The organism is Carnobacterium maltaromaticum DSM 20342 (assembly GCF_000744945.1).
GTDB lineage: Bacteria > Bacillota > Bacilli > Lactobacillales > Carnobacteriaceae > Carnobacterium > Carnobacterium maltaromaticum.
Map to the genome: position 1 here is coordinate 283,894 of NZ_JQMX01000001.1, position 17,040 is coordinate 300,933.

The 17,040-nt window shown below is 33.6% G+C and carries 14 protein-coding genes; 10 read left to right on the forward strand and 4 right to left on the reverse strand.

Features of this window, described 5'->3' with window-relative positions; translation table 11 throughout:
* Window positions 1-145 precede the first annotated feature (145 nt).
* The 5 genes from BR77_RS01305 to BR77_RS01325 all read left to right on the forward strand — a co-directional run bounded on the left by BR77_RS01305 (window position 146) and on the right by BR77_RS01325 (window position 4,479).
* A complete protein-coding gene (locus tag BR77_RS01305) occupies window positions 146-826 on the forward strand; it encodes a metal-dependent hydrolase (protein WP_015076668.1) in 681 nt (226 codons plus the stop codon).
* Between the two features lie 23 nt (window positions 827-849).
* Complete coding sequence (locus BR77_RS01310) at window positions 850-2,181, forward strand: DRTGG domain-containing protein (protein WP_010054273.1); 1,332 nt, start codon at window positions 850-852, stop codon at window positions 2,179-2,181.
* 29 nt (window positions 2,182-2,210) lie between these two features.
* Window positions 2,211-3,167, forward strand: coding sequence for a DHH family phosphoesterase (locus BR77_RS01315; RefSeq protein ID WP_035063749.1), 957 nt, complete (start codon window positions 2,211-2,213; stop codon window positions 3,165-3,167).
* A gap of 257 nt (window positions 3,168-3,424) precedes the next feature.
* Window positions 3,425-3,754, forward strand: a complete 330-nt coding sequence (locus BR77_RS01320; RefSeq protein WP_035063751.1) for an inorganic diphosphatase — start codon at window positions 3,425-3,427, stop codon at window positions 3,752-3,754.
* 101 nt (window positions 3,755-3,855) lie between these two features.
* The gene (locus BR77_RS01325; protein ID WP_015076665.1) at window positions 3,856-4,479 is read left to right on the forward strand and encodes a CAP domain-containing protein; all 624 of its coding nucleotides are present in this window, start codon (window positions 3,856-3,858) and stop codon (window positions 4,477-4,479) included.
* A gap of 56 nt (window positions 4,480-4,535) precedes the next feature.
* On the opposite strand, the gene zwf is transcribed toward BR77_RS01325, so the two are convergent.
* A complete protein-coding gene (gene zwf, locus BR77_RS01330) occupies window positions 4,536-6,017 on the reverse strand; it encodes a glucose-6-phosphate dehydrogenase (protein WP_010054279.1) in 1,482 nt (493 codons plus the stop codon).
* 343 nt (window positions 6,018-6,360) lie between these two features.
* On the opposite strand from zwf, the gene BR77_RS01335 reads away from it, so the two are divergent.
* Entirely contained in the window at window positions 6,361-7,710 is a 1,350-nt protein-coding gene (locus tag BR77_RS01335; protein WP_010054280.1) for a DEAD/DEAH box helicase, read from the forward strand.
* A gap of 226 nt (window positions 7,711-7,936) precedes the next feature.
* Here the strand turns inward: BR77_RS01335 and BR77_RS01340 are convergent, their stop codons facing one another.
* A complete protein-coding gene (locus BR77_RS01340; RefSeq protein WP_015076663.1) occupies window positions 7,937-8,716 on the reverse strand; it encodes a DUF1189 domain-containing protein in 780 nt (259 codons plus the stop codon).
* A 167-nt stretch (window positions 8,717-8,883) separates the two neighbouring features.
* On the opposite strand from BR77_RS01340, the gene BR77_RS01345 reads away from it, so the two are divergent.
* The 3 genes from BR77_RS01345 to BR77_RS01355 all read left to right on the forward strand — a co-directional run bounded on the left by BR77_RS01345 (window position 8,884) and on the right by BR77_RS01355 (window position 11,536).
* Complete coding sequence (locus tag BR77_RS01345) at window positions 8,884-9,885, forward strand: hypothetical protein (RefSeq protein WP_015076662.1); 1,002 nt, start codon at window positions 8,884-8,886, stop codon at window positions 9,883-9,885.
* Window positions 9,875-10,363: a hypothetical protein gene (locus BR77_RS01350; protein WP_015076661.1), complete on the forward strand. Its 489-nt coding sequence runs from the start codon at window positions 9,875-9,877 to the stop codon at window positions 10,361-10,363. Before BR77_RS01345 ends, BR77_RS01350 begins: the two co-directional genes overlap by 11 nt.
* Window positions 10,364-10,927: 564 nt before the next feature.
* Complete coding sequence (locus tag BR77_RS01355) at window positions 10,928-11,536, forward strand: superoxide dismutase (protein ID WP_010054283.1); 609 nt, start codon at window positions 10,928-10,930, stop codon at window positions 11,534-11,536.
* Between the two features lie 185 nt (window positions 11,537-11,721).
* Here BR77_RS01355 and BR77_RS01360 read toward each other — a convergent pair whose 3' ends face one another.
* Complete coding sequence (locus BR77_RS01360; protein WP_010054284.1) at window positions 11,722-12,357, reverse strand: pentapeptide repeat-containing protein; 636 nt, start codon at window positions 12,355-12,357, stop codon at window positions 11,722-11,724.
* Window positions 12,354-15,158, reverse strand: a complete 2,805-nt coding sequence (locus tag BR77_RS01365) for a YfhO family protein (protein WP_015076660.1) — start codon at window positions 15,156-15,158, stop codon at window positions 12,354-12,356. Before BR77_RS01365 ends, BR77_RS01360 begins: the two co-directional genes overlap by 4 nt.
* 288 nt (window positions 15,159-15,446) lie before the next feature.
* Here BR77_RS01365 and BR77_RS01370 point away from each other — a divergent pair, with 288 nt between their 5' ends.
* Window positions 15,447-16,766 carry an IS1380-like element IS1678 family transposase gene (locus BR77_RS01370; RefSeq protein ID WP_015075518.1) on the forward strand — a complete coding sequence of 440 codons (1,320 nt, stop codon included), beginning with the start codon at window positions 15,447-15,449 and terminating at the stop codon, window positions 16,764-16,766.
* Window positions 16,767-17,040: the final 274 nt, after the last annotated feature.

A 17,040-nucleotide genomic window follows, 5' to 3' on the forward strand; every position in this document is an offset into this window, starting at 1 on the left:
TAAATTCCTTTATCAATCTCTTAGTTATTTTTTTATTCTGTATGAATCGTATATAGCGACTTGTAATTCAAGAAAAACAACGCTATAATTAATTAATACTAATACAGTTTTAACATTGTATTATAACATACAGGAGGGCTTAAAAATGAAGATATCATGGCATGGACAGTCTTGTATAAGAATTATAACCAATACAGATCAAACAATTTTATTTGATCCTTATATTACAGGAAACCCAACCAGTGATTTAAATGCTGAAACAGTTGAGGCAGACGTCATTATTATAACCCATGCTCATAATGATCATATCGGGGATACAGAAGCCATTGCGAAACGAACGAATGCATTAATTATTGCAAATGTAGAAATAGCCAACTACTTTTCTAACAAAGGCTATCGAACTCACGGAATGCAAATGGGTGGAAAACATCAATTTGATTTTGGTTTGATTAAAATGACCCCTGCGATTCATGGCTCAACTTATGAAATTGATGGACTCCAGTTAACTTTAGGATTAGCAGCTGGAATCATTTTATCAATAGAAAATAAAACATTTTATCATGCTGGTGATACAGCTTTGTTTAGTGATATGCAGCTTATCGGTGCATCTAAGCCAATTGATATCGCTTTTTTACCAATTGGTGATAATTATACGATGGGTCCAGAAGATGCAGCATTAGCTGCCGAATTACTAGCTGCCAAAAAAGTAGTACCCATTCATTACAATACGTTCCCACTTATTCATCAAGACCCTGAGGAATTTACTAAATTATTAGCTAAAGATCAAGGAATCATTTTGGAAGTTGGGGCACAATTAACTCTATAAGAAAAGAAACCGGAGGACAGCAAATGCCTACGAAACATGATCAAATATTAGCCTACATTGAAACACTTCCAGTTGGAGAACGAATTTCAGTTCGACTAATTGCAAAAAATTTACAAGTAAGTGAAGGAACGGCATATCGTGCCATAAAAGAAGCTGAAAACGTTGGTTTAGTCTCTACAATCCAACGAGTTGGAACGATTCGAATTGAACGGAAAATGAAAGAGCATTTTGAAAAATTAACTTTTGGTGAAGTTGTTAAAATCATTGAGGGTGATATTTTAGGTGGGATTGCTGGATTAGATAAAAGCTTAAATAAATTTATCATAGGAGCCATGACGGAAGAAGCTATGCTACGCTACATTACTCCTGGTTCGCTAATGATTGTTGGGAATCGAGTAGGAGCTCAACGTCTAGCCTTAAAAAATGGTGCCGCTGTCTTAATTACTGGTGGATTTGATACCTGTGATGAGATTGTTGAGTTGGCCAACCAATTTGAATTGCCAGTTATTCGTACAACTTATGATTCATTTACAGTTGCAACAATGATCAATCGAGCTATGACAGATCAACTAATAAAAAAAGATATTATGTTAGTTGGAGATATTTATACAAATTTAGAGAAAACGATGTACTTAAATAGTGATGCAACAGTTGCGGATTATCGCAAACTAAATGATAAAAGTCGGCATTCACGTTTCCCAATTGTAAATAAAAAAATGCGCTTAATTGGAATTGTTACAGCGAAAGATGTTGTTGGAAAACCAGATAATTTGGGTATTGACCGTGTGATGACAAAAGATCCATCTTGTGTGAAAACACATATGAGTGTAGCGAGCGTTGGACATTTGATGATTTGGGACGGGTTGGAAGTGATGCCTGTAGTAAAAGATGATTTAACTTTGATGGGGATTGTTTCACGACAAGATATTATGAAGGCCATGCAATTAGCTCAAAGACAACCACAGGTGGGGGACACAATTGCTGATCAGATTGCTGAACAGTTAGAATTAACCAGTGACGACCCAACTCAATGGGATGCAGCCATTCCTTCCTTTAAGTTTAGCGTTAGTCCGCAAATGACGAATAGCGTTGGAACTATTTCTTTTGGTGTTTTAAGTGAGTTGGTAGCTAATGCTTCTCAAAGAACCTTGCTTGCTTATCAAAAGCGCAATGCTGTTATTGAACAAATGAATTTGCACTATTTTAAAATGATCCAATTAGAGAGTGAATTAGAAATAAAACCTCGTGTGTTAGAAATAGGGCGTCGTTCTTCAAAGTTAGATATAGAAGTTTTTATTGAAAATACCTTAGTTGCCAAAGCGATTGTTATTTGCCAATTAATGGAACGCACCTAGTTATCAATTTATGAAAAGAGGAACAAACGATGTCGCAAGAAGTATTTGATCAAATTTTAAATGAAATTAAACACTATAAAACAATTATTGTACACCGTCATAAAAGACCTGATCCAGATGCTTTAGGCTCTCAAGGTGGTTTAGTTGAAATCTTAAAAGCAAGCTTTCCTGATAAACAGATTTTAAAAGCAGGAGGCCCAGTTGATGGATTACAATTTTTATCAGAAATGGATCCAGTGACTGCAGAAGATTATAAAAATTCTTTGGTAATTGTAACCGACACGGCAAATAGTCCAAGAATTAGTGGCGATGACTATACATTAGGGGAAAAATTAATTAAAATTGATCATCATCCTAATGATGAACCCTATGGAGATATTGTTTTTGTGAATACCAAAGCGAGTAGTTGTAGTGAAATTATTGTTGATTTTTATGATTACCATAAAGCTGAATTAAAACTAACAGATGAAGGTGCTCGATTATTATATGCGGGGATTGTTGGAGACACAGGACGTTTTCTTTATCCTGCGACAACTTCACATACGCTGCAAGTTGCAGCTGAGTTGATGACCTATAATTTTTCAGCAACAGATTTAAATAATGAATTAAATGTGATGAGCCCAGCAGTTGCGCTATTATCCGGTTATGTTTTACAAAACATAGAAGTAAATGAGCTAGGTGTCGGTCGTGTTATTTTAACAAAAGAATGCTTAGCTGAATTTGGAGTAGCTGACTCTGAAACTGCAGCAGCCGTTTCTCTACCTGGTAGTATTGAAGGAGTTTTATTATGGGGGATTTTTGTTGAACAACCAGAAGGCTATTTCCGTTGTCGTTTACGCTCAAAAGGGCCAGTGATTAATGAAATTGCTAAACGTCATCATGGTGGTGGACATCCGTTGGCAAGTGGAGCAAATGCAAAAGATTTAGCCGAAGTCGCTGAAATTATGAGCGAATTTGATGAAGCCGCTAAAAATTGGAATGTCTAAAACATGATACAAACTTTAAAAGATAAGTTCCTCGAAGGTGTTACATCCTTCGAGGTTATTTTTATTTTTATCATACGCAGTTAGAAGTTAAACAAGTGAGTAGTAAAACCATTACTAGAAGTTAGTTTCACTCGTAAACTATTTGAAAAAAAGAGAAATTCCTAAAAAGTAAACCGATAGTTTTCTTGGGATTTCCTATTTTTCTGAAGTGATTAAAACTTCGTATTTAAAATCATATAAAAGGAGTAGGAAGCTAAATGAAAAAATTTACTGTAAACGTAAAGATTGATCGCCCAATAGGATACAAAGATAAATTTGGGACGGTCTACCCAGTTAATTACGGATTTGTTGAAGGTGTCATTGCGGGAGATGGCGAAGAACAGGACGTTTATATAATTTCTAAAGAAATTAATGAGGAACTAGTAGTTTTTGAAGGTGAAGTAGTCGCTGTTATTTATAGAAAAGATGATATTGAGGATAAATGGGTGGCTACAAAAATTGGAGAGAAACTTTCGCGTAAAGAAATTAAAAAAAGTGTTGAGTTTTTGGAGCAATATTTTGATTCTGAAATAAAAATGCTAGAATGATTATTTTGTTTAAGTTTTTATCAAATTATAGTTCTTTTATTTAGTTTAAGGTCATAAAATGCTAAACTAAATAAAATAAGGTGAAAGGGAGCGGTCAGTCAATGCGTATTTTAAGGAAAATCATGTGGTTTTTGGTGATTACAATGGTTTCACTAGGCATTGGCTATTATTATGGAAGTCAAAGCCAGATTGGCTCAGAGAGCAGTAAAACGACACAACCAGTCTCAAATAAAACAACAGAAGATACCAAATCCTTAAAAACGAGTGAAGAGATAAATGAAGAAGCGAAAAGTACACCTCCAGACCAGTCAGAAGCTGAGTTGGAAATTATAGAGTCTGAGATTCACCGCCTAGTGAACGAGGAAAGAGAAGCGCAAGGAGTGCCTTCTTTGGCTATTAATCCACAGTTAGTAAAAGCTAGTCGTAAACGTTCGGAAGAGATTGTGACAGATTTTTCTCATGAACGTCAAGGTATTTCTAGTTTTTCCATATTTAAGGAGCCTGAATATGAATACATTTATCAAGCTGTAGGTGAAAATATTGTGATGGCAACTTACCAAGGTTCACCGAAGGAAATGGGCGCCTACTTTTTTAAACTTTGGAAAGAAAGTCCAGGGCACTATAAAAATATGATTAGTCCTAACTTTAATGAGGTAGGGACTGGAATTTATAAGCAAGATGGAATCCTATATGGGACCCAGTTATTTGGTACACCTAGAAATTAGTTAGCTAAAAAGCCGGAAATTAAGATGACAAGCATCTTAATTTCCGGCTTTTATGATTATTTTTGTGGGTTCCAAAACCATTTGAAACCATCAGAAGCTAATAGCTGATCGCTACAAACAGGTCCCATTGATCCACTTGGATAATTAGGGAACTCTGGTGTTTCTTGATCCCAGGCTTCACGAATTACATCTACAAAGCGCCATGAACTGGCAACTTCATCCCAATGCGTAAAGTTTGTTGCGTCACCATTTAAACAATCTAAAATTAATTTTTCATAAGCTTCTGGACTATTAGCAGAAGTCTCAGCTGAATTTTTATGTTTTAGATTTAATAGTTCTGTTTCTAAACCTTGGCCAATTTTTTTAGAATTTAATTGAAGTGAGAAGCCTTCAGTTGGTTGAATATAAATAGTTAAAACATTTGGTTCTAATGGCACGCTATGATCGTCATTAAATAAATTTAAAGGCATGTTTTTGAATTGAATATTTATTTGAGTGCCTTTTTCTCTTAACTTTTTACCCGTACGAATGTAGAAAGGAACTCCAGCCCATCTGAAATTATCAATTAAGACTTTTCCAGCCACAAATGTTTCAGTTGTAGAATCATCCGCAACATTTTCTTCTTCACGGTAACCTAAAGAATTTTCTCCGTTCACAGTGCTAGGTCCGTATTGGCCACGAACAAAATAATTTCGGACTTCTTCTGGACTGAAAATACGAAGCGAACGAAGAGCTTTAATTTTTTCATCGCGAATTGCTTCATCTTTTAATTCAGTAGGTGGCTCCATTGCTAGCAACGAAACAACTTGCAGAATATGATTTTGAACCATATCACGTAGGGCACCACTTGTGTCATAGTAGCCACCACGTTCTTCAACGCCCAATGATTCACTTAATGTAATTTGAATGTTATCAATGTAACGATTATTCCACATTGATTCAAAAATAGCATTAGCAAAACGAACTGCAGAAATATTTTGAATCATTTCCTTACCTAGATAGTGATCAATACGGTAAATTTGTTCTTCTTTGAATGAAGAACGGATTTGGTTATTTAATATAGATGCACTCTCATAGTCATGTCCAAAAGGTTTTTCAATAATTAAACGATTGAAGCCTGTGTCATTAATTAATCCTTGGTCTTTTAAATGTTCTGTGATGGTACCAAAAAATTGGGGAGACATCGCTAAGTAATAAATATGATTCTCTTCTAATTTATACTTTTCATTTAGTTTTTGAGACAAAGTTTTTAAAGAAGCATAGTGTTCAGTGTCGGTTACATTATGGGCTTGGTAGTAAAAATGACTAGCAAACTCAATTGCATCCTCTTTTGATTCAGTTATTTCTGCTATCGTATCCAGTACAATTTCACGATAATACTCATCGGACCATTCTCTTCTAGCTGTTCCAATAACGGCAAACTTTTTATTTAAAAAGCCTTTTTTATATAAACGATAAAGGGACGGATATAGTTTTCTACGAGCTAAGTCTCCGGTTCCTCCAAAAATGGTGAACAATGCAATTTTTTCTTCAATCATCTAAGTTTCCTCACCTTCAAAATCTAAATTCACCGCTAATTAAATAGGGTTATCTTATATATTGTACTGTTTTATTGCCGTTGACGCAATAAATAAAATTTAGATTAGAAAAAACAATGCATTTTATCATTGAAAACACATTAATTTACGCCGTAAGCAAATGAATTTTTTTAAATTTAAAAAATAAAATCATAAATATGCGCCACTTAAAATTGAGAAGAATCATTATTTTTAAGGTTAGAAAAAAATTTAGTGAGGATTGCTAGATAAGGCACTATTGTAGTCGTTTTTATGTTATAATACTAAGGATTGAAATGAGCAAGAAGAGAAACGAGGCGAAAATATGGAACATACATTTGAAAAATTTGGCTTACAACCCTTTTTAATAGACGCAATTCAAGAAATTGGCTTCACTAAACCTACTGAAGTTCAGGAAAAACTTATTCCTGAAATTATGAAATCAGAAAGCGTAATTGGCCATTCACAAACAGGAACTGGGAAAACACATACTTTCCTATTACCGTTATTTAATAATATTGATCCTTTAAAAGAAGAAGTGCAAGTGGTGATTACAACTCCAAGTCGTGAATTGGCTGAGCAGATTTATCAAGCTGCGTTACAATTAGTCAAACATGCACCAAATAAAATTATTGTTCAAAGTTTTGTTGGAGGAACGGATAAAAAACGTCAGCTAACAAAATTAGCAGGAACACAACCGCATGTAGTTATTGGGACACCAGGTCGTATTTTAGATATGATTAATGAGAATGCATTACGCGTTCATACTTCTCCAGTTTTAGTTATCGATGAAGCAGATATGACATTAGACATGGGCTTTTTAACTGAAGTGGATCAAATTGCTAGCCGTTTGCCTAATAATCTGCAAATGTTAGTTTTTTCAGCAACAATTCCAACAAAGTTAAAACCATTTTTAAAAAAATATATGGAAAATCCTCACTACGAGCATATCCAACCTAAATCGGTCATTTCACCAACTATTGAAAATTGGTTGATTTCGACTAAAGGACGTGATCGAGTAGATGTTGTTTATCAACTATTAACAACAGGTACACCATATCTAGCCATTGTTTTTGCAAATACAAAGCAAAAAGTTGATGAGTTAGCAGATGGTTTGAAATCGCGCGGTCTAAAAGTTGCGAAAATCCATGGTGATATTCCTCCTCGTGAGCGTAAACGTGTCATGAAGCAAGTTCAAAATTTAGATTACCAATTTGTTGTAGCAACTGATTTAGCTGCTCGTGGTATTGATATTGAAGGTGTTTCTCATGTTATTAATGCAGAGATTCCACGTGATTTAGATTTCTTTATCCATCGTGTTGGGAGAACTGGAAGAAATGGAATGAAGGGTACTGCAATCACGTTATATGCACCGAGTGATGAAGGGTTGGTCAATGATATTGAAAAATTAGGAATTGAATTTGTTCCTAAAACAATTAAAAATGATGAAATCGTGGATACGTTTGATCGTAATCGTCGAAATCATCGTGACAAAACAACCAAAGAGACATTGAATCCAAGTATGCGTGGAATGGTTCAAAAAGCGAAGAAAAAAGTTAAGCCAGCTTACAAAAAGAAAATGAGCCGGACGATTAAAGAACACAACGAACAAAAGCGTCGTGTTGAACGTCGTAGTCAAGCAAGAGCCATTAAAAAAGCCAATAAAAAGAAATAGCTGAGAAAGTAGTGCCTAGAATTAGGTACTACTTTTTTTTTGCAGGCGAGCTCTTATGAGCCAATTCCTCGATAAAAAGATAAAAATTTGAGTTGGTAAAAAGCACCACATCAATGTTTCCTATTTTCTTATCGGAGCTGAATGGACTCAACGAGCTTTTTTTAGCATTTTGGTAAGACAACAAAAAAACAGCTCCCTTTAGATAGTAAAAGGAACTGCTTTTAGATTATTCAGGTTTTGGTAAAGTTCTTAAGGCCAAATAATAAAGATACACAGTTACAATCAAACTCAATTCAGTTTGGTAGGCAATTCTAAGGCCAAATAAATTAAAGAGTGTAAAAATAATAGTTGGTAGAGTTGAGGCAAAAAGTGTCATTTTAAATACATGACTGAAAGGTAAGCGACGTCTTGTCAAAGCTGTTACTAAGTTTGCAAAAACGGTATATAAGAAATTAAATAATAAGGTTAAAAATAAGGAAAGTAGGAGCATTAAGAGAAAAGCAATAACTAAGATAAAGCCGGTCATGCGCTGCATAGATGCCAAAATATTAACAAAAAATTCTTTGGAAAGACCGTCCATTTGCTGATAAGTTAAGCTAATCGGTTGGCTAGCATTATTAAAATGTAGTCCATCTTTTAAAAAGCCAATGCCAACAAGATTTTCAGATAAATCTTCTTCTAATTCTGGCTTTGTACCTTCAGGATCAAAGACGAAATTAATAGAATGAGTTTTTTTTGAAAAAGAATCAATCGGTTCGTCAGTGATAAATTCTCCATTTTTAATACTAAACTCAGGCATTTCCGAGATGATTGTCTGACCATCACGATTAAAATCAGTTAAAAGTTGATAACTTTGCAGAAATGCAGGAATCGCTGAAATAAATGCGATGAAAAGGAAGTAAAGAAAGACTTTTCCTTTTTTTAAAGTAGCCGCTGCAGTCAGCTGTTCTGGTTTGCTTAATGAAGCGATAAATAATTTAGTTAATTGAATAATGCTCACTCCCATAGTTTCGAATTGACTTTGGTTATTGCGTTTAAAAAACGAAGTCATCTTTACTATTGTAAACTTTTGGCGAAGGAAACTCAACAGTATTTGGTATGAAAGTTAATCTAGTTAACTATTTAAAAAACTATATAAATGGTTTGTTTTTATTTTAAAAAAGGAGGATGTTTATGAAGAGTAAAATTGTATTAGGCACATTGGTTGTTGGATTTTGCGGAATTTTGTTAGTTTCTTATGGAAAAGAAATAAAAAAAGAACAAGTATCTGCAGATAGTTTTGTATCGAAAGAGAAAAAAGAACCAATTTTTCCAACTTTAAATCGACCTGAAAGTTACAATCATTCGAATAATGAGGTAGTTAGCATTCCAGAAATTATTACGCCAGTGACTTCAAGAAGCGCTATTAATGAGGCTGCCACTAAGGAAGAGTTAACAACTAGAATGTTAAATTCAATTGATTTTTTTAGTAATGCAAAAGGTCAACTATCCTATAATAGTTTTAATAATAATGGGATATCCTATACAACTGATTTTGTAATGAATAAATCTAATATGAACTTAACTTATGAAGAAACTAATTTTGATATTAAAGAGGATAAACTCAGATCAGCAGGAATGACAGGTATTAGTGAAAAATATGTAACGACTTTTGATAGCAAAAATTTTACTGCATATAATCTCGTTGGTGATGAAGTTTCGGAAAGAGTGGATCAATTTTTAGAAGTCTCACCAGAACAAATGGGTAGTAGCAACTCCAATCAAAATGGTGGATTAGAGGATAAAATATCACTTACTGAAACTGGTGAACCAATTTATGAATTAAAATATGAACCTAATTATCTAACCTATTCTAAACAATCATTACTTCCTGAAGATTTAACTTTAGGGATTTTAAAAGATTTTGACAAATGGGAAATAGTTTCAAATGAGGAATTTGCTGGAATTCAAACTAAAAGAATTGAAGGTCAGTTAAATGAGGAGTATCGAAAAAGATATCTAAGTGAGACTTTTATTATGAATGTAGACCCTATGGCAGGAATTTTATTACGTTTTGAATCTTATTTAGGAACAGAGGTAAAAGAACAAATGATTGTTAATGATATTGAACTAAACAGTGTTTTAAGCAGGGATATGTTTATTACAACTAAGGAGGAAGTAGCCAATGAAAAATAAATTAAAAGTGGGACTATTTTCTGTATTAGTTATCTTACTAATTGTAATTACTTTACCTAGTAAAGCAGATGCTGCTACATGGGTCATAGATAACGATGCAGCAGCAGGACAACCAGGAAGTTCAGGAATTACTGGTGGGAGTTGGAGTTACCGTGGTGGAGGGATGTTTAATGATCATCGAATAAACTATGGAAATGGTTCTTATGCTTGGAATACCCATGGAATTGGTAATAGTGGAAGAATGAATGCTTATGCTTATATTAATAATAGAGATTTTGTTGGAATGGGTAACTATTATTTTGTAGTAAATGGCTCATCAATGGGTGTTAGTAAAATTATAAATCAAAATACTGCACCAGGTGGGTACAATTATATTGGTACTATTAACAATGTATCTGCTAGAACCAATTACCATATAATGCTGAATAACGCTGGTGGTGGTGCTATTGGTGCAGATGCAGTTCAATTTACTCAATAATATATTAAATTTTGTAGAGGCTTACAGAAGTTAACTTATTAGTAATTTAAAAAAATATTTAAATCTCCAAATATAGTGTCAGATTTGTTCTTATCAGACTATATTTGGAGATTTCTTCGCATAAATTATATTCATTTATATTAAAAAATGGTAAAAGTATAACGGGAATGAATTCTTTAAATTGATTATAAAGTCTATAAAAATAGGGATATGAGTTTGCAAATGGAAATTAGAGATAGGTTGTTGATTATTTGTGTTTGGGAAAATTTATTTAAGCAATAAAATTTTTAGAAAGTAGTTACTTTTATTTTTATTATATATTTTGGATAGTCGAAAAAAGAGAGGAAAATAGTGGGACTTTAATTTTTCTGTTTTGAGTGGGTAATGAATGAAATTAAATAGTTAACCTAAAATTCAAACAGTTTCAGTTAATTAAAGAGCAGTTAATTTTTTTTTAAAGAAATGAAGCAGAAACTTTGAAATTTAACTTAAGACGTGATACATTTAGAGGGTAGTCGCCAAGTAAGTGATTACATAAAAAACTTTTATTGGAGGAAGATACAAATGACTTATACAGTTCCAGAATTACCTTATGCTTATGATGCACTAGAACCAAATATTGATGCAGAAACTATGCATTTACATCATGATAAACATCATGTAACTTACGTAACCAATTTAAATGCGGCAATTGAAAAACACCCTGAATTAGGTGAAAAAACAATTGAAGATTTAGTTAGCAACTTAGATGCAATTCCTGAAGATATTCGTACGGCTGTACGTAATAACGGTGGAGGACACGCAAACCATTCATTCTTCTGGGAAATCTTATCACCAACAGGTGGTGGAGAACCAACTGGTGAGGTTAAAGACGCTATTGACGCTACTTTTGGTAGCTTTGCAAAATTCCAAGAAGATTTTGCAGCAGCAGCAACAACTCGTTTTGGTTCAGGTTGGGCTTGGTTAGTTTTAGATGGTGGCAAATTAGCAATCACTTCAACTCCAAACCAAGATACACCATTATCAGAAGGTAAAACACCTATTTTAGGCTTAGATGTATGGGAACATGCTTATTACCTAAATTACAAAAATGTACGTCCAGCTTATATTAAAGCATTTTGGAACCTAGTAAACTGGGAACAAGTTGCTAAACACTATGCAGCTGCTAAATAGATTGAATGAAACTTTCTTACCTATTTTAGGTAAGGAAGTTTTTTTGTATAGAGGTAATCTAGCCAGTGATAAAAATAAGGTGTAGTTAGATTTGTGAAAAAGTTAGAATTTTCATGATTAAAAAAATAAGTGTTAATGATTTCCAGTCATTAACACTTATTTTTATTTAATTATTTAATAAAATTTCAGGAGATATTTACACCTAAAGCAGCAACTAGAACTAATGATTGTTGAGGGTTAATTGTGCAACCTTTCAGCAAATCAAAGGATAGAGCTATCTTTTCAAAAGTTGAGGTACTAAAATCTAACCCTCGTAAATCAGTGTTCATAAAATTAGCGCCATCTAAATTACATTGATCAAATTGTAATTTTTGCCATTTGACTTCAAAAAAATCACTTTCAATTAACGAAGTTGCTTCAAAAACAACACGTTTAAATGTGGTATAACTAAAAAAGCTATAGTTTCCAAAACAGTCCTCAAAAGAAGTATCCAGGACCATCCCTTCTGAGAAGTTACATCCAACAAATTTACTGCCTTTTAAAAGGCTTCGATGTAGAATAACGCCAATCATTTCCGTATTGCTGATATTGCATTTATGAAACTCAACATCCAATAATTCTAATTGATGGAAAGTCATATTTTCAAATGTCACGTTGATAAAGCGACTATGTTTAAAGCATACCTTATCTAATTGGCGATTAGATAAAGTACAATTTTCAAATAAACAGTTTTCATAAAAAGCTTCGTCTTCAATTTCATCAAAATCAGCTAGAATTAATTGCTTTGGAATTCTAGGTAACTCTTTTTTTATGGGCTTCATTTCGGTTTTGTCTCCTTTAATTGAACTTGATTGTGACTATGTTTCCCTTTGGTAAAAAATAGGTGCGAGGCAATCAGAAGCCCGCCACTAAGCAAACTAATAATTACGGCTTCTTTAAAATACGGTGTACGGTAACGCATTTCAACTTGGTGTTTGCCTTTAGAAATAGGCACAGCCATTAATGTATCTAAGACTTTTTTTGATTTCACAGGTTTACCATCAATTTTAACGGTCCACCCAGGACTATCAGGGATCGTCGTCATTAGAATTTGATTGTCGTTTTGGATTGTTACATGACCTTTAAAGTAGGTATCTCCGTAACTATCTATAGTCAATTGATTGGCTTTTAAATTAGTTATAACAGATTGAAAAGCCGCTTCGTTAAAACGATAAAGATGAAAATTATCAAGCCATAATGTATCTTCTAAGAGTTCGAAGGAAATAGTAATAGTTTCACCTTTTTGTCGACTTGCAACGTTGATTACAATTGAATCACGGTAGGTCTTATACTGATTCAATACTTTCCCATTTAAATAAATGGTGGCATTCTTTTCTTTAATACTTGGACCTAGCGTAATATAGTACGGATCATCTGTTTGAGGTGTAAATTGAAAATCAACCGTTGCTTTTTTATTTGCAACTTGTTTTTTATAGGTAATATTTTGCATATTGCCATTTGAAGTCACATTTTGAAAAACAGTACTATTGAAAGCTAAAGGTGTGAAGTAACGAATTCGTTCATCTTTTTGGTCCATACTTTGGAGCAAATTTTCTTGTAATTGAATCGGTTGGCCAATTAATAACTTTTCTTGGAGCAACTGTTCGTCGGCCCCAAAGGCTATTGGTAGCGCATTTGGGTTTTTAAAAATTGAAATAAATTCATGGCTATTTTGTTTTAAATAGTAGCGTAAATCAGGTTTGTTAGACATCACATTTAAGGTTAAGTCTTGCTTCGTTAGGTTGCTTTCCGATTTAGTGAAATTCTCTAGTACATTTTCATTTAAAGGATTATCAGGTAAAGAATCTGTTGCTAATTCCGATGATGAGTCTAGATAATTTCCTGGAAGTTGATAAAGAGTATTATTTTCACTAGCAAAATATTTAATGCCAAAAAATGCATCTGTAAACAATGTTCCGTTAGAATAAGTGACAAAACCATTCCCGACTGGAAAGCCTAAATTGCCAAAAAGTGTGGGGATTTCTTTTTCAAAAGTCGAACTGAAATGAGTCACACTTGGATAACCAAATTGAAAACTATCATTTTTTGAACGTAAAAAAGTTTTTTCAATTCGATAAAAATCAGAATCATTTTCTTGAATTTGATTGATGGCAGAGCCAACTTCTTTTTTATAATCTAAGAAACTGGAATTTGTTACATAACTTAATCTAGATAGATCAACAGTGGCATTAATGGTCATTTCAGCAACACTAACGAGAAAAAAGGCTAAAGGCAACCAAAAATAATTTTGTGCTTTTAGAATTAAAAGCAAGACAATCAGAACAACAAAGAGAGAAGTTAAAATAATCTGCGCTTCGTAAATGAAATCAAACTGAGCCTTCAAAAGATAAACAGAGGCAAGTGCAGTTAAAGAAAGTGTTAGGATAATGCCCCAAATAGGTATTTTTTTCAACTGCATAAAACTTCTAAAACCTAATAAAATCATAAAAAAGCAGAAAACAAATGAAAAGCGATAAGGGTACCAAATAGGATATTGCATCCCATGCCACATTAAATTAAGTGCTTTGATATTCATGGATAGAATTAAAAATATACTGACTAATAATGCGCCAAAACGTTCACGAATTGGAAAAGCCCGATTAAAAAAGAAGCAACCAAATGAAATAAGCGCTAAACTGCCAATAAAAACATTGGGTGTTCCATCAGGCATCTGATCAAAATTAAAGGCGCCTAGATAGAATTTAGCTATAATTTCTTGAATAGGATAATTGAAATTCCAATCTAATTTGAAATTTGTGTAACTTGCCTTACTAGCTAACAAAGCATTGAAGGTTGGGATCAATAAGAAGGCTGAGAGTCCACCAGCTAATAAAGAATACCAAGCAAACCGTAAAAAAGTTGTGAAAAAATAAATAATTTTCTTTTTTAAAGCAATTTTGTTAGGAAAATGAATACCTGTTAAACGGAAGAAAAAATAGACAACAGTGAAAATACAAATCATATAGGCAATGTAGTAATTTGCTACCAGCATAATAGCTAAAAAGAGGGTATAAAAACTACCTTTTTTTGTAATAAGTAATTTCTCAATTCCTAAAATAACCATGGGTAGAAAAACAAGTCCATCTAACCACATAATATTTAATTGATTGACAATCGTATAGCCCATTAATGCATAGCTAATCGAAAAGGCGGCCAAAATAAATCCTTTGCCATCGAATGCTTTTTTTAGAAGAATACCAAAAGTTAGTCCAGCAGTACTAATTTTTATTAACGTTAAAGTAGTAACGGATAAAGTAATTAATTTGGGTGGAAAAAGGATTAAAATTAAATTAAAAGGACTGGTTAAATAATAAGCCCAAAGCCCAATCATATCGCCACCAATTGCTTTAGAAAAAGAATAAAAAAAGCTTAAAGGATTGTGGAGCAAGGTTTCACGATAATAAGCATAAAAATCAACATATTGTTGACCGAGATCAACCGTTAATAAGGTGCTATTTCCAAAGGGATAAACGCCTTGAAATCCATAAATTGTGGCCATAATAATAAAAGGACCAAAAAACGCTAGTAAAAGTGGCCAATGACTTTGGAAAAATTTTTTAATGGCTTGAAGCAAATTTGACATAGTTCACATGCACTCCTTAGAAAAACACTTTGAACTCTAAATTTTTTTTAAGAATTCAAGTTTTTGTTACTATATTTAGTATCTTGTTATAGAATAGCATAGAACGGGTTGAAATTAACTGAAAATTATTTAACCTGAATAATTCATACTTTTAATTAAAACCATGTGAAACTGCCTCACGGCAGCTTACAATTACTTTTTCATCTTCACCCGTTAAGTGATGAAAAAAGAACCCCTTTCTGCTATGGTTAAAGTGACTAAACCAACCAAAAGAAAGGAGTTCTTCTAATGACTAGCTTACACAAAAACCAAGTAAAATTCAATTCAAATATCACTATTTCTCATACAGGTGGTCAATTATCGAGTGATTCGGGTCTCGTCCTAGTGAAAGAGCTGATGAACACCTTCGGTTTTTCTGAACTGGCTAAGCAACACATTCACATTGAAGACGAACGAGCATATTTTACTCATGACAACTTATCCATACTTGAGCAGTTCATTATGCAATTAATTGCTGGTTACTCAGCTGATTCTGCAGCTAATCTCCTGAGACAAGATCCTGTGTTTAAAGCTGTTTTAGATAGGAAAGAACTCGCTTCTCAATCTTCACTTTCTCGATTTTTAGATCGACTATCTGAGGAGAATATCCATGAACTTCAAGCTTTGAACCAAGAACTTATTGATAAAGCACGCCTCATCCGTAATGATACGGAATTAATCATTGATTTAGATTCGACCCATTCAGATACATTTGGTCACCAAGAACAAACGGATTATAATACCCACTACCAAACCTATGGTTATCATCCATTGGTAGCTTTTGACGGATTGACTGGTGACTTCTTAAAAGCTGAACTACGTTCAGGAAATCAATATACATCAAAAGGCGTAAAGGAGTTTCTCACACCTTTATTAGAGCACTATAATCACTCTCTACCAAACACTGACATCTTGGTTCGTGGAGACAGCGGGTTCGCTACACCTGGTGTGTATGATTCGTGTGAATCAAAAAAGAGTCATTATGTTATTCGACTGAAGAATAATCGTAGACTAGGTCAAATAGCTGAGAAATCAGTACTTTATGGCGATAATCAAAAGTGGGAAGAACGAGAAGTTCAGTACTTCTCCACCACTTATCAAGCACAATCCTGGTCACAAAGTCGTCGCGTGTGTATACGCTCAACACGTGAAGCGGGCGAACTACTCTTTCGACATGAGTTTATCGTGACGAATCTATCAGAAAATGTTTCTCCTGATACCATCTTTTCTCTCTATGCCAAACGTGGCACAATGGAGAACTTCATTAAAGAAGCGAAAGCTGGCTTTTACTTTGACAAGACAGACAGTCCTCGCTTTTTGGAGAATCATGTCCGAATGATGCTCAGCTTGATAGCTTACAACTTAGTCAACTTCTTAAGAACGATTGGCTTTGAGGAAGTCCAAAAGGGAATGACCATTCATTCTATTCGATTGAAGTTTCTGAAAGTTGCTGGGAAATTAGTCCAAACGGGTAGACGAGTCTATCTCAAATTATCTAGTTATCATGTGTATCAGAATGAATTCTACAGGGTCTTTGCTCGCCTGAGGCGAGCCAGTCAATGGATCTAATCCAACAATCTAACGATTTTTTTACTGGGAAGTTATCCAGGGAGAAGTATGCTCAAAATGCCTTACACCCAAAATTTATTCCTCAATATTTTTGAACAGTGAATGTTTGAAGTAACTTTTTAGTCAAAATCAGTTGATAGGGATATTAGTGATACATATTTCAATAAAATGTACCAAAGAATTAAAGCTATGAATTATTCAGGATTTAATATTGGTGAAACTTTAATAAATTTGTTACAATCAAATAGAATCAGGAAATGAACAGGATGGTGGA